Source organism: Stenotrophomonas sp. (assembly GCF_031995405.1).
Classification (GTDB): Bacteria; Pseudomonadota; Gammaproteobacteria; order Xanthomonadales; family Xanthomonadaceae; genus Stenotrophomonas.
In genome coordinates, this window is sequence record NZ_DAMAGC010000122.1 from 1 (window position 1) to 12,486 (window position 12,486).

Genomic DNA, 12,486 nt, shown 5'->3' on the forward strand with positions numbered 1-12,486 from the left:
GGCGTGACCCTGCGTGACCTGGTCAACGCGATTCCGCTGTACGCGATCAAGTCCGGTCTGCTGACCGTGGCCAAGGCCGGCAAGAAGAACATCTTCTCCGGCCGCATCCTGGAAATCGAGGGTCTGCCGGAGCTGAAGGTCGAGCAGGCCTTCGAGCTGTCCGATGCCTCGGCCGAACGTTCGGCCGCCGGTTGCTCGGTGCACCTGAACAAGGAGCCGATCATCGAGTACCTCACCAGCAACATCACGCTGCTGAAGTGGATGATCGCCGAGGGTTACCAGGATCCGCGTTCGCTGCAGCGTCGCATCGAGAAGATGGAAGCATGGCTGGCCAACCCGGAGCTGCTGGAGCCGGATGCCGACGCCGAGTACGCCGCCGTCATCGAGATCGACCTGGCCGACATCCACGAGCCGATCGTGGCCTGCCCGAACGACCCGGATGACGTCAAGACGCTGTCGGACGTGGCCGGTGCGGCGATCGACGAAGTGTTCATCGGTTCGTGCATGACCAACATCGGTCACTTCCGTGCGGCGGCCAAGCTGCTGGAAGGCAAGCGCGACATCCCGACCAAGCTGTGGGTGGCCCCGCCGACCAAGATGGACGCTTCGGAGCTGACCAAGGAAGGCCATTACGGCACCTTCGGCACCGCCGGCGCACGCATGGAAATGCCAGGCTGCTCGCTGTGCATGGGCAACCAGGCGCAGGTGCGCGAGGGCGCGACGGTGTTCTCGACCTCGACCCGCAACTTCCCGAACCGTCTGGGCCGCAACTCCAACGTGTACCTGGGTTCGGCCGAACTGGCCGCGATCTGCTCGCGTCTGGGCCGCATCCCGACCAAGGAAGAGTACATGGCCGACATCGGCGTGCTGGATGCCAGCAGCAAGGACATCTACCGCTACATGAACTTCGACCAGATCGAGGATTACCAGGACGTGGCCAGGACGGTCGCTGCCTGATGCGGTAGTCATCGACCGTTGGTTGATGGGATTCAACTGAAAACACCCGGCGCAGGCCGGGTGTTTTTTTTGTGGGGTATAGGGCGGGTTCGCCACGGTTGAACCTGGTGCAATACCCACGGCAAGGTACGAAAACATGCATTGCCGGGGGTAGAGCCGAGCCCTGCTCGGCTGGCCGTTGCAGCCGCTGGGCAGATGCGACGGGAGCAGAGCAGCCGAGCATGGCTCGGCTCTACCCGGCGTTGCCTGGCGTTACCCGCGTCCCCCGGCGTTGCCCGGCGCGGCCAGGTGCAGTCAAGCGTCACCCGGCGTTACCCGGCGCGGCCAGGTGCAGTCAAACGTCACCCGGCGTTACCCGCCGCGGCCAGGTACGGTCGGGTGCGGTCACGCGTTGCCTGGCGCAGCCAGATGCGGTCAGATGCCGTAGAGCCGAGCCATGCTCGGCTGCTCTGCTCTCGTCGCAGTTGCCCGGCAGCTGACAGGGCCAGACAGGGCCAGACAGGGCCAGCCGAGCATGGCTCGGCTCTACCTGGTCATTCCGGCCAGCCCGGCCAGTCCGGTCAGGCCGGCCAGTCCGGCCAGCCCGGCCAATCCGGCCAGCCGAGCATGGCTCGGCTCTACATGGCGTTGCCCGCGTTGCTCGCGTTCCCCCGGCGCTGCGTGGCGCAGCGCCTTGCGGTCAGTGGGCGGCCGGATGGCGGAACGGCCAGTCGTCCTGCGCATCGCCACTGCGCTCGGCGCAGACCTGCCGGAAGGTCGCTACGAACGCCTGCTGCAGGCGGGTGGGGTGCCAATCGGCGCGGGTGGTCAGGCCGATGCGGCGGCGCAGGTCGTCGCCGGCGCTGCCGATTTCGCTGAGCAGGCCGGCGCGGCGTTCGATCACGAACTGGTCGCGTGACATCAGGGTGAGCCAGTCGTCTTCCAGCAGCAGGCCGCGGGTGATCAACACCGAGCCGCATTCGATGCGCAGGCGCGGCGGTGCGTGCCCGTGCTGGCGGAACATGTGTTCCCAGCGCGCACGCACAGGTGCACCGGTGGCGGCGATCACCCACGGGTACTCGAGCAGCTGCGGGAAGGTGAAGCCGCCCGCGCGCACCAGCGGGTGCCCGCTGCGCGCGACGATCACCGGGTCGTCGTCGAACAGGCCTTCCTGGGCGATATCGCGCACCGGCAGCTTGTCGCGCATGGCGCCGATCAACAGGTCCAGGCTGCCTTCGCGCAGATCCCCCAGCAGCTCCGCGTACGGACCCTCGATGACGTTCACCGACGCGCCCGGGTGTGCGCGTGCGAAGCGTGCCAGCACCTGTGGCAGCAGGATCGCCCGCGCCAGTGGCATCACTCCCAGCGTGACCCGGCCGCCCTGCTCGGTACGCAGCGAGGCAAGGTCATCCACGCCTGCGGTCAGCTCGGACAGCGCCAGCCGCACCAGCCGCAGCATGCGCGTGGCGGCCGGGGTGGGTTGCACGGTCTTGCCGCGCCGCACGGTGAGCGGGATGTCGATGGCCGCGGCCAGTTCGTGCACGGCGCGGTAGATCGCCGGCTGCGAGACCCCGGCGCGGCTGGCGGCCAGGGTGAAGCTGCCGGCGCTGTCCACCGCAGCCAGCGCGCGCAGCTGCGGCAGGGTGACGTGGCGTTCCACGGCAGGCATCGCCGGCAGCCGCTGGGTGCGGCGGGCCACGCGCACGCCATGGGCGATGTAGGCCAGTGCGCGCTCGATGCGGGGCACCAGCAGGCGCGCGGCCTCGGTGGGCGCCATGCCGCCGGGCTGGCGGTCGAACAGCGGTGCATCGAGCTGGGTCTCCAGCCGGGCGATCGCCTGGGTCAGCGCCGGCTGGGAGAGATTCACATGCGGCACGGCCGCGCTGATGCCGCCGTGGTGATACACCGCCACCAGCGCGTGCAGGTGCTTGAGGTTCAGCTCCAGGGTCTCGCTCATGCACCAACTATAACCAAACGCAATGGCAGTTCCGAAAAACCATCTTGAGGTGTCAGACGGCAGCGACACAGACTGCGCCATCGTCAACGAAGGATGGATGGATGTCCCGCGTAGTCACCCGTATCGAACGTGCCGCCCCGGCGGTGATCCAGATCCTGGCCGGGGCCGGCGTCGCCACCGCCCATGAAGCGCAGGGCCGCAGCGGCCTGCTGCATCCCCGGTTGCGCCCGATCTACAGCGGCGCGCGCGTCGCCGGCAGTGCGATCACCGTGTCGGTGCCGCCCGGCGACAACTGGATGATGCACGTGGCCATCGAACAGCTGCGCGAGGGCGACATCCTGGTGGTGGCACCGACGAGTGACTGCACCGATGGCTATTTCGGCGACCTGCTGGCGACCTCCGCGCAGGTGCGCGGCTGCCGCGGACTGGTGATCGATGCCGGGGTGCGCGATGTGCGCGATCTCACCGCGATGGGCTTCCCGGTGTGGAGCCGGGCCATCCACGCACAGGGCACGGTCAAGGAAACGCTGGGATCGGTCAACGTGCCGGTGGTCTGCGGCGGTGCCCTGGTGCAGCCCGGTGACGTGGTGATCGCCGACGACGATGGCGTGTGCATCGTGCCGCGCGCCGACGCGGCGCGCGTAGCCGGCGAGGCGCAGGCGCGCGAGGCCCGCGAGGCGGACAAGCGCGCACGCCTGGCCAACGGTGAGCTGGGGCTGGACATCTACGCCATGCGCGAGCGCCTGGCGGCCAAGGGGCTGCGTTATGAGTAAGGGCGTGCGCGCGATGTGGATGCGCGGTGGCACTTCCAAGGGCGGGTTCTTCCTCGCCTCGGAGTTGCCCGCCGACGTGGCTGCCCGCGATGCGTTCCTGCTGCGTGCCTACGGTTCGCCGGATGCACGCCAGATCGACGGCATGGGCGGGGCCGATCCACTGACCTCCAAGGTGGCCGTGGTGTCCCCTTCCGCCCGTGACGATGCCGATGTGGACTATCTGTTCCTGCAGGTGTTCGTGGACCAGGCGCTGGTCAGCGATGCGCAGAACTGCGGCAACATGCTGGCCGGTGTCGGCCCGTTCGCGATCGAGCGCGGCCTTGTCGGCGCGTCGCCGGCGCAGACCGAGGTGCGGATCTTCATGGTCAACACCGGCAAGATCGCCCGTGCGACGCTGCAGACGCCCGGCGGTCGCCTGCGCTACGACGGCGAGGCGCGCATCGACGGCGTGCCGGGGACGGCCGCGCCGATTCCGTTGACCTTCGAGGACACCGCCGGGTCCAGCTGTGGTGCGCTGCTGCCAACCGGGCGTGCGCTGGACGTGATCGATGGCACCGACGCGACCCTGATCGACAACGGGATGCCCTGCGTGGTGCTGCGCGCCGCCGACCTGGGCATCAGCGGTTACGAGGATCGCCAGACGCTGGACGCCGATGAAGCCTTGAAAGCACGGCTGGAAGCAATCCGCCTGCAGGCCGGCCCACTGATGAACCTGGGCGATGTCACTACCCAGTCGGTGCCGAAGATGATGCTGGTGGCCCCGCCGCGTGATGGCGGGGCGATCTGCGTGCGCTCGTTCATTCCGCACCGTTGCCATGCCTCCATCGGTGTACTCGGCGCGGTGAGCGTGGCCAGTGCGTGCCTGCTGCCGGGGTCGCCGGCGCACGCGTTGGCGGTGCTGCCGGGTGGCCGCCAGCAGACGCTGGCGGTGGAGCACCCCAGTGGCAGCACCGGTTGCGTGCTGACGCTGGATGAGGCGGGGCAGGTGGCCCGCGCCGCGGTGCTGCGCACGGCCCGGAAACTGTTCGATGGCGTGCTGTTCGACTGAATACGCGCGACGTCCCTATTCTTGCGACCTGGGAGGGTTGATATGACCGTTGTACAGAAGCGGCCGGGCCGCTTCGGCATTCTTGGCCAACTGTGGTTCCAGGTACTGGCCGGTACCGTGATCGGTGTGGTGCTGGGGTGGCTGCAGCCGGATATCGGCTCGGCGATGAAACCCTTCGGCGATGCCTTCATCAAGCTGATCCGGATGATGATCGGGCCGATCATCTTCGTGACGGTGGTGCACGGCATCGCCGGCATGCGCGACATGCGCAGCGTCGGCCGGCTGGCGCTGAAGTCGCTGATCTATTTCGAGGTGATCACCATCCTGGCGCTGATCGTCGGCCTGGTGGCGGTGGACCTGTGGAAGCCGGGCGCGGGCATGAACATCGACCCGGCCACCATCGACATGGCCAGCATCCAGGGCTACGTGCACAGCGCGCATGACCAGTCGATCGTGTCCTACATCATGGCGATCATTCCCAACACGCTGGTCAGTGCGTTCACCGAGGCGCATGTGCTGCAGGTGTTGTTCGTGGCGGTGCTGTTCGGCGTGGCGTTGGCGTCGGTGGGCGAGCGTGGCGAACCGGTGATGAAGGTGATCGAGTCCACTTCCACTGCGTTGTTCAAGATCATCGGCTACATCATGTACTTCGCTCCGATCGGCGCGTTCGGCGCGATCGCCTTCACCGTGGGCCAGTTCGGCGCCGGGTCGCTGTTGTCGCTGGGTGAGCTGATCATCGAATTCTTCGTGGTCTGCGGTGTATTCACCGTACTCGTGCTGGGCAGCGTGTGCTGGTGGACCGGTGCCAGCCTGTGGCGGTTGCTGGGCTACCTGCGCGATGAAATCGTGATCGTGGCTGCGACCACGTCCACCGAGACGGTGTTGCCGCGGCTGATCGAGAAGATGAAGAAGCTGGGCTGCGAGGAGGGGGTGGTGGGTTTCGTGATCCCGGCCGGCTACTCGTTCAACCTTGATGGCACCTGCCTGTACCTGACCACCGTGGCGCTGTTCCTGGCCCAGGCCACCAACACCGAGCTGACCGTGTGGCATCAGCTGGGCCTGATCGCGGTGCTGCTGCTGACCTCCAAGGGCGCGGCCGGCGTGGCCGGTGCGGCGTTCGTGGTGCTGGCCGCGACGCTGGGCACGACCGGCACGATCCCGGTCGCGAGCATCGCGCTGATCCTGGGCATCCACCGCATCCTCGCCGAAGGGCTGACCTTCGTGAACCTGGTCGGCAACGCGATCGCGGTGCTGGTGATCGCCAAGTGGGAAGGCAAGCTCGACGAGAAGGTGATGGCCGAGCAGATCGGCACGCGCCGACTGCGACGCCGTGTGCTGGGCGTGCAACCGGTCTGATCCTGTGGCTGCAGCCCCGCTGCGGCCGTTCTGAATTCCACTTCGTTCCGGTGCCCTGGCCCCGGACAGGAGGCGCTTGTGTCGTTTATTTCCCGTCGCACGCTGTGCGTGCTTGTTGCCACCAGCCTGGCCGCTCCGGCGTTCGCTGCGGCGCCGGCGTCCAAGGGCAGCTTGCCCGAGGGCGTCGATCTCACCCTGGACCTGGTCGGCAACGTGGCCTCCAATCCGGTGGGCGGTGTCGAGCAGGGCACCGAGGGCTCTTACTGGGTGATGGCCCAGGCCCGGTTCGACCTGGACACCCTGTGGGGCGTGCACAACACCGACGTCGATGCGCAATGGGCCTGGTTCGCCGGTCGCAACCTGGCGCGCGAGAAGATCGGCAATTCGATCAGTGCCCAACAGACCTGGCGGCCGGTGGCCGGTGGGCGTTTGACCCGGCTGACCGTGCGCCATCGCTTCGACAACGGGCTGAGCATCACCGCCGGGCGCGCGCCGGTGAACAGCTACTTCAACAATTCCGCGCTCAACTGCGTGTTCATGAGCAACGCGATGTGCCTGACCCCGTACGGGGCGATCACCGACCTGGGCATCACCGCATACCCGAATTCATCCTGGGCCGGCATCGTGCGCTACGACGTGGACGACCGCTGGTACGCACAGGCCGGCGCGTTCGACTACAACAACGCGTTGAACCAGGCCGGCAAGAACGGGCTGGACTTCTCGGTGGGCGAGGGCACCGGCACCATTACCGCCTATGAAGTGGGCTACCAGACCAGCTTTGCCAACGACCGCCTGCCGCGGACCTACCGGTTGGGCATGTACCGCAACAGCGACGGCGGCAAGAGCTCCTACTACGACGCCAACGGCAACTCGGCGGCGCTGACCGGCAGGCCGACGGCGGTGCAGGAGGGAGCACGGGCGGGCGGCTATGCGATGGCCGACCAAACCGTCTGGCGGGGTGCAGGCAAGCGCAATCTCGCCTTGTTTGCACGCGCGTACGTGAACACCGGCAATGAAGCGCCGGTCGACACCTTCTTCTCGGCCGGCTTCGTCAAGACCGGTACCTTCGCCGGCCGCGACCAGGACACGCTGGCGATGTTCGTCTCCAACACGCATTTCAGCGACGAGCAGATCGCCTTCCTGCGCGATCGCCGTACCCGCAATGGCGGCAGCGGTGCGCCGCATGCCGATGAAATCATCGCCGAGCTCAGCTACGGCTGGGCGGTGCACAAGGGCGTGCGGCTGATGCCCAACCTGCAGTACGTCATCAATCCCGACCCCATCTACGCACCCACCCGCACTACCGACATCCCCGATGCACTCATCGTCGGGCTGCGCGTGGACGTGCATTTCGCCCAGCTGTTCGGCTGGTGATTCCTCCCCACGAGGCCATTCCATGATCATCGACTGCCACGGTCACTACACGACCGCCCCTGCCAGCCACGACGCGTTCCGGACGCAGCAGATCGCGCACTTCAACGACCCCACGCTGCCGGCGCCGGTATACCCGGTCATCAGCGACGACGAGCTGCGCCAGAGCGTGGAGGGCAACCAGTTGCGCCTGCTGCGCGAGCGCGGCGCGGACATGACCATCTTCTCTCCCCGCGCCAGCACCATGGCCCATCACATCGGGGATGAGCGGGTCAGTGCGGAATGGACGCGCCGCTGCAACGACCTGATCGCGCGCGTGGTTGGCCTGTACCCGGAAACCTTCATCGGCGTCTGCCAGCTGCCGCAGTCGCCCGGCGTGCCGATCGCCCGTTCGATCGCCGAGCTGGAGCGCTGCGTCAACGAACTCGGGTTTGTCGGCTGCAATCTCAATCCGGATCCGTCCGGCGGCCACTGGACCGGCCTGCCGCTGACCGACAAGGCCTGGTACCCGTTCTTCGAGAAGATGGTGGAGCTGGATGTACCGGCGATGGTGCATGTGTCGGGCAGCTGCAATCCCAACTTCCATGCCACCGGCGCGCACTACCTCAACGCCGATACCACTGCCTTCATGCAGTTCCTGCAGGGCGACCTGTTCCGTGACTTCCCGGACCTGCGCTTCATCATCCCGCATGGGGGTGGCGCGGTGCCGTATCACTGGGGCCGGTTCCGTGGCCTGGCGGACATGCTGGGCAAGCCGCCACTGAACGAACACGTCATGAAGAACGTGTTCTTCGACACCTGCGTCTATCATCAGCCTGGCATCGACCTGCTGTTCAAGGTGATCGACATCGACAACATCCTGTTCGGCTCGGAGATGGTGGGCGCGGTGCGCGGCATCGACCCGGAGACCGGTCAGTATTTCGACGATACGCTGCGCTACGTGGAGGCGCTGGGATTGTCCGACGCCGACCGGCGCAAGGTCTGCGAAGGCAACGCGCGCCGGGTGTATCCGCGTCTGGATGCGCAGTTGAAGGCGAGGGGGCTGTGAGATGACCATGTTCGTGAAAGATGCCGACTGGCTGGATTACTGCCCGGACCCGAGCGTGCCAGCGTTCGTGCCGCCGCCCGGGGCGGTGGATGCGCACTGCCATGTGTTCGGGCCGGGCGACCAATTTCCGTATGCGCCCGAGCGCAAGTACACCCCGTGCGATGCAGGCAAGGATCAGTTGTTCGCGCTGCGCGACCGGCTGGGCTTCAGTCGCAACGTGATCGTGCAGGCCACCTGCCACGGCGCGGACAACCGTGCCTTGGTGGATGCACTGCAGGCAGCGGGTGGGTTGGCGCGTGGCGTGGCCACGGTGCGTGACAGCGTCACCGACGAGGAACTACAACTGCTGCATGCCGCCGGTGTGCGCGGCGTCCGCTTCAATTTCGTCAAACGGCTGGTGGACCCCAAGCCGGATGCCTACTACCGCGCCATCATCGAGCGCATCGCGCCGTTGGGTTGGCACGTGGTGGTGTACTTCGAAGCGGCCGACCTGGCCGAGCGTTGGGACTTTTTCACTTCGCTGCCGACGACCGTGGTGGTCGACCACATGGGGCGGCCGGACGTGACCCAGCCGTTGGACGGTCCGGCGTTCCAGCGGTTCGTGCGGTTGCTGGACGAGCACGACAATGTGTGGAGCAAGGTGAGTTGCCCGGAACGTCTGTCGCAGAGCGGTCCACCGACCTATGACGACGTGGTGCCGTTCGCCCGCCACCTGGTGGAGCGCTTCCCGGATCGCGTCTTGTGGGGGACGGATTGGCCGCACCCGAACCTGACGTCGCATATGCCCGACGACGGCAAGCTGGTGGATTTCATTCCGCGGATCGCAGTGAGCGCCGAGCTGCAGCGCAAGCTGCTGGTGGACAACCCGATGCGGTTGTACTGGGGTGTGTGAGGGGTATCGCGGTATGTGCGCAGCCACCCATGGGGTGGCTCTACCGGGAGGAACGGCTGTCGGTAAGGCCAGGGCACCGCGTGTAGAGCCACGCCATGCGTGGCTGCTCTTCGGTCTGGCATGGCGTGCAGCCACCCATGGGGTGGCTCTACCGGGAGGAAACGGCTGCCGGTAAGGCCAGGGCACCGCGGGTAGAGCCACGCCATGCGTGGCTGGCGCGGACTATCCCCGCGCCAACGCCATCAGCCGCTCGGCAATCCGCTCCAGCGGCACCATTTCCTCTGCCGCGCCGAGCTTGTAGGCCGCGCCGGGCATGCCCCAGACCACGCTGCTGGCTTCGTCCTGCACCAGCGTCGGGGCGCCGGCGTTGCGCAGTTCGAGCAGGCCGCGGGCGCCGTCGTCGCCCATGCCGGTGAGGATGGCGCCGATGGCGTTGCCGCCGGCGCTTTCGGCGACCGAGCGGAACAGCACGTCCACCGCCGGCTTGTGCCGGTTGACGGCGGGGCCGTCATCCACGCGGCAGCGCCAGCGCGCACCGTCGCGGATCACCCGCAGGTGCTTGCCGCCCGGTGGCAGGTAGGCATGGCCGGGCAGCACCGCTTCGCCATCGCTGGCTTCGCGTACCGACATGGCCGAATGCCGGTCCAGGCGCTCGGCGAAGGGCGCGCTGAAGGTGGCCGGCAGGTGCTGGGTGAGCACCACGGCGGGCGCGTCGGCAGGCATGCCTTCGAGCACCACGCGCAGGGCTTCGGTGCCGCCGGCCGAGGCGCCGATGGCGATAAGGCGGTCGGTGGTGCGGAACTGGATGTTGCGCGCCGGAGTGGCCGGGGCGACCGCGTCGAGGGTGATGCGCGGGGTGATCGGGCGTGCCAGGGTACGCACGCGCGAGCGGGCGGCCATCTTGACCTTGCCGATGATTTCCTCGGCATAGGCCTGCAGGCCGCGGGCGACGTCGAATTTTGGCTTGGACACGAAATCGACCGCGCCCAGCGCCAGCGCCTGCAGGGTGGTGTCGGCGCCGCGTTCGGTCAGCGAGGAAATCATCACCACCGGCAGCGGATGCAGGCGCATCAGGTTTTCCAGGAACGCCAGGCCGTCCATGCGCGGCATTTCAACGTCCAGGGTGATCACGTCCGGAGCCAGGCGTTTGATCTTCTCGCGCGCCAGCAGCGGGTCGGCGGCGGTGCCGACCACCTCGATGCCGGGATCGCTGGCAAGGATCTCGCTGAGCATCTGCCGCACGACGGCGGAGTCGTCGACGATCAGGACTTTGCAGGGCACACCGTGGGTCATTCGAACAGCTCCACGCCACCGGTGACCGGGGCCTTGGACAGGCGCGCACGCACGGCCGATTCGGTCGCGGCCACTTCGGCTTCGTGCGCATGCGGCAGGCGCTGCACGACCACGCGGCCGGTGTCGGCGAAGAACCACACCTTGCGCGGATGGATGCCGCACAGGTCTTCGGCCAGCACCGGGATGTGCTCGGCCTGCAGGTACTGGCGCACGAACTCGGCGTTGCGGGTGCCGACCGGGTTGCTGGTGAAGCCCTTGAGCACGTTGGCGCCGCCGAACACCTTCGCTTCCAGGCGCTTGCGGTGGGCGCCGCGCTTGAGCAGGTCGTTGATGAGCAGTTCCATGGCGTAGCTGCCGTAGCGCGCGGGCGCGCCGTCGCCGACGTTGCCTTCGGGCAGCAGGAAGTGGTTCATGCCACCGATCTTGAGCACCGGATCGCGCAGGCAGGCAGCCACGCACGAGCCAAGCGTGGTGGTCAGTGCGGTGTCGTCGTCGACCACCAGGTATTGCGTGGGCAGCAGCTTGGCCGCCGTCACCTTGAAGCGGCTGTCGAAGTAGCGCATGACATCGTCGGTACGTAGCGCCAGGTTCATGCCGGTGCTCCGGGCGCGCGCTTGTACAGCGTGCGGCCGCACGGCTGGATCAGGTCGGCGGCGTGCAGGTAGTTCTCCGAGTGGCCGGTGTAGAGCAGGCCGTCGTCGCCCATGTGCTGGATCAGGCGCGAGAGGATGCCGCGCTGGGTGGGCTTGTCGAAATAGATCATCACGTTGCGGCAGAACAGGGCGTCGAACGGACCGCCGACGTCATAGCGGGGGGCGAGCAGGTTGAGCGGGCGGAAGTCGATGAGGTCGCGCAGCGCCGGATTGACCCGGCAATGGCCTTCGTTGGGGCCGCTGCCGCGCTGGAAGTAGCGCTTCTTGAGCGCTGGATCGAGTCCGGACACCCGGTCGATGGCGTAGACGCCGCGGCTGGCGGTGGCCAGCACCTGGGTGTCCACGTCGGTGGCCAGGATGCGCACCGGCGGCTTGAGCGTGCCGAACGCCTCGCAGGCGGTGATCGCCATGGAGTAGGGCTCTTCACCGGTGGAGGCCGCGCACGACCACAGCTGCAGGGTGCCGTGGCCGGCGCGGGCGCGCAGTTCGGTGTCGAGCTTTTCGAAATGGTGCGGCTCGCGGAAGAACGCGGTGAGGTTGGTGGTGAGCGCGTTGGTGAACGCCTGCCACTCCTCGCCGCCGTCCCGTTCCAACTGGTCCAGGTACTCGGTGAAGCTGCGCAGGCCGAGCGCGCGCAGGCGCCGCGACAGGCGGCCGTAGACCATGTCGCGCTTGGCCGGGGCCAGCGAGATGCCGACGCGCTGGTAGATCAGGTCGCAGACACGGCGGAAATCACGGTCGGCGAACTCGAATTCGCGGCCGTTCTGGGAGGTGGCGGCAGGAGCGGAAGGCGTGGACACGGGCGCACTCGATGGGAATGGGGAAGTGGCGGTCCGGGCCGCCACGAAGACTCAGAACTCTTGCCAGTTGCCGTCGTCCGGGGTGGCACTGCGCTGCGGGCGCGGTGCCGGCTGGGCACGCGGGGCAGGGCGAGCGGCCGACGCCACGCGCGGGCGCGCTGCGGCCGGCACCACCACGCGCGAGGTGACCGCGCTGACGGCGGCGGCAACCTGGTTGTCCAGGCGGAAGATCGCCACGACATCGGCCAGCTGGTTGGCCTGTTCTTCCATCGCACGCGCGGCGGCGGTGGCTTCTTCGACCAGTGCGGCGTTCTGCTGGGTGGTTTCGTCCATCTGCACCACGGTCTGGTTGACCTGTT

The 12,486-nt window shown here is 67.6% G+C and carries 11 protein-coding genes and 1 pseudogene; 7 read left to right on the forward strand and 5 right to left on the reverse strand.

Translation table 11 applies throughout. The features are described 5' to 3' along the window. Positions 1-957: aconitase family protein (locus RTO53_RS16605; protein ID WP_312238838.1), on the forward strand; the 957-nt coding region annotated here is incomplete at its 5' end. A gap of 679 nt (positions 958-1,636) precedes the next feature. Here the strand turns inward: RTO53_RS16605 and RTO53_RS16610 are convergent. Next, a complete protein-coding gene (locus RTO53_RS16610; protein WP_312238839.1) occupies positions 1,637-2,893 on the reverse strand; it encodes a LysR family transcriptional regulator in 1,257 nt (418 codons plus the stop codon). Positions 2,894-2,994: 101 nt separating this feature from the next. Here RTO53_RS16610 and RTO53_RS16615 point away from each other — a divergent pair, with 101 nt between their 5' ends. The 6 genes from RTO53_RS16615 to RTO53_RS16640 all read left to right on the forward strand — a co-directional run bounded on the left by RTO53_RS16615 (position 2,995) and on the right by RTO53_RS16640 (position 9,381). Continuing rightward, positions 2,995-3,666 (forward strand): 4-carboxy-4-hydroxy-2-oxoadipate aldolase/oxaloacetate decarboxylase, encoded by a 672-nt coding sequence (locus RTO53_RS16615; protein ID WP_312238840.1) that lies wholly within the window; start codon positions 2,995-2,997, stop codon positions 3,664-3,666. Continuing rightward, a complete protein-coding gene (locus tag RTO53_RS16620) occupies positions 3,659-4,714 on the forward strand; it encodes a 4-oxalomesaconate tautomerase (RefSeq protein ID WP_312238841.1) in 1,056 nt (351 codons plus the stop codon). The genes RTO53_RS16615 and RTO53_RS16620 overlap by 8 nt, the downstream gene beginning before the upstream one ends. A gap of 42 nt (positions 4,715-4,756) precedes the next feature. Beyond that, positions 4,757-6,070, forward strand: coding sequence for a C4-dicarboxylate transporter DctA (gene dctA, locus RTO53_RS16625; protein ID WP_312238842.1), 1,314 nt, complete (start codon positions 4,757-4,759; stop codon positions 6,068-6,070). A gap of 78 nt (positions 6,071-6,148) precedes the next feature. Beyond that, positions 6,149-7,444: a carbohydrate porin gene (locus tag RTO53_RS16630; protein WP_312238843.1), complete on the forward strand. Its 1,296-nt coding sequence runs from the start codon at positions 6,149-6,151 to the stop codon at positions 7,442-7,444. A gap of 22 nt (positions 7,445-7,466) precedes the next feature. After that, the gene (locus tag RTO53_RS16635) at positions 7,467-8,489 is read left to right on the forward strand and encodes an amidohydrolase family protein (RefSeq protein ID WP_312238844.1); all 1,023 of its coding nucleotides are present in this window, start codon (positions 7,467-7,469) and stop codon (positions 8,487-8,489) included. 7 nt (positions 8,490-8,496) lie between these two features. Beyond that, positions 8,497-9,381, forward strand: a complete 885-nt coding sequence (locus tag RTO53_RS16640) for an amidohydrolase family protein (RefSeq protein ID WP_312238845.1) — start codon at positions 8,497-8,499, stop codon at positions 9,379-9,381. 222 nt (positions 9,382-9,603) lie between these two features. On the opposite strand, the gene RTO53_RS16645 is transcribed toward RTO53_RS16640, so the two are convergent. The 4 genes and pseudogenes from RTO53_RS16645 to RTO53_RS16660 form a co-directional block, all read right to left on the reverse strand. Next, a complete protein-coding gene (locus RTO53_RS16645; protein WP_312238846.1) occupies positions 9,604-10,674 on the reverse strand; it encodes a chemotaxis response regulator protein-glutamate methylesterase in 1,071 nt (356 codons plus the stop codon). Next, on the reverse strand, positions 10,671-11,267 hold the full coding sequence (gene cheD / locus RTO53_RS16650; protein ID WP_312238847.1) for a chemoreceptor glutamine deamidase CheD: 597 nt from the start codon (positions 11,265-11,267) through the stop codon (positions 10,671-10,673). The genes RTO53_RS16645 and cheD overlap by 4 nt, the downstream gene beginning before the upstream one ends. Further along, on the reverse strand, positions 11,264-12,127 hold the full coding sequence (locus RTO53_RS16655) for a CheR family methyltransferase (RefSeq protein WP_312238848.1): 864 nt from the start codon (positions 12,125-12,127) through the stop codon (positions 11,264-11,266). The genes cheD and RTO53_RS16655 overlap by 4 nt, the downstream gene beginning before the upstream one ends. 51 nt (positions 12,128-12,178) lie before the next feature. After that, positions 12,179-12,486 (reverse strand): annotated as a pseudogene (locus RTO53_RS16660) (chemotaxis protein); the annotation flags it as partial.

What these genes read in the sequence shown, in the direction of transcription:
- RTO53_RS16610 (WP_312238839.1), bottom strand. Translation starts at nt 2,893, where the DNA reads ATGAGCGAGACCCTGGAGCTGAACCTCAAGCACCTGCACGCGCTGGTG.
- RTO53_RS16615 (WP_312238840.1), top strand. Translation starts at nt 2,995, where the DNA reads ATGTCCCGCGTAGTCACCCGTATCGAACGTGCCGCCCCGGCGGTGATC.
- RTO53_RS16620 (WP_312238841.1), top strand. Translation starts at nt 3,659, where the DNA reads ATGAGTAAGGGCGTGCGCGCGATGTGGATGCGCGGTGGCACTTCCAAG.
- dctA (WP_312238842.1), top strand. Translation starts at nt 4,757, where the DNA reads ATGACCGTTGTACAGAAGCGGCCGGGCCGCTTCGGCATTCTTGGCCAA.
- RTO53_RS16635 (WP_312238844.1), top strand. Translation starts at nt 7,467, where the DNA reads ATGATCATCGACTGCCACGGTCACTACACGACCGCCCCTGCCAGCCAC.
- RTO53_RS16640 (WP_312238845.1), top strand. Translation starts at nt 8,497, where the DNA reads ATGTTCGTGAAAGATGCCGACTGGCTGGATTACTGCCCGGACCCGAGC.
- RTO53_RS16645 (WP_312238846.1), bottom strand. Translation starts at nt 10,674, where the DNA reads ATGACCCACGGTGTGCCCTGCAAAGTCCTGATCGTCGACGACTCCGCC.
- cheD (WP_312238847.1), bottom strand. Translation starts at nt 11,267, where the DNA reads ATGAACCTGGCGCTACGTACCGACGATGTCATGCGCTACTTCGACAGC.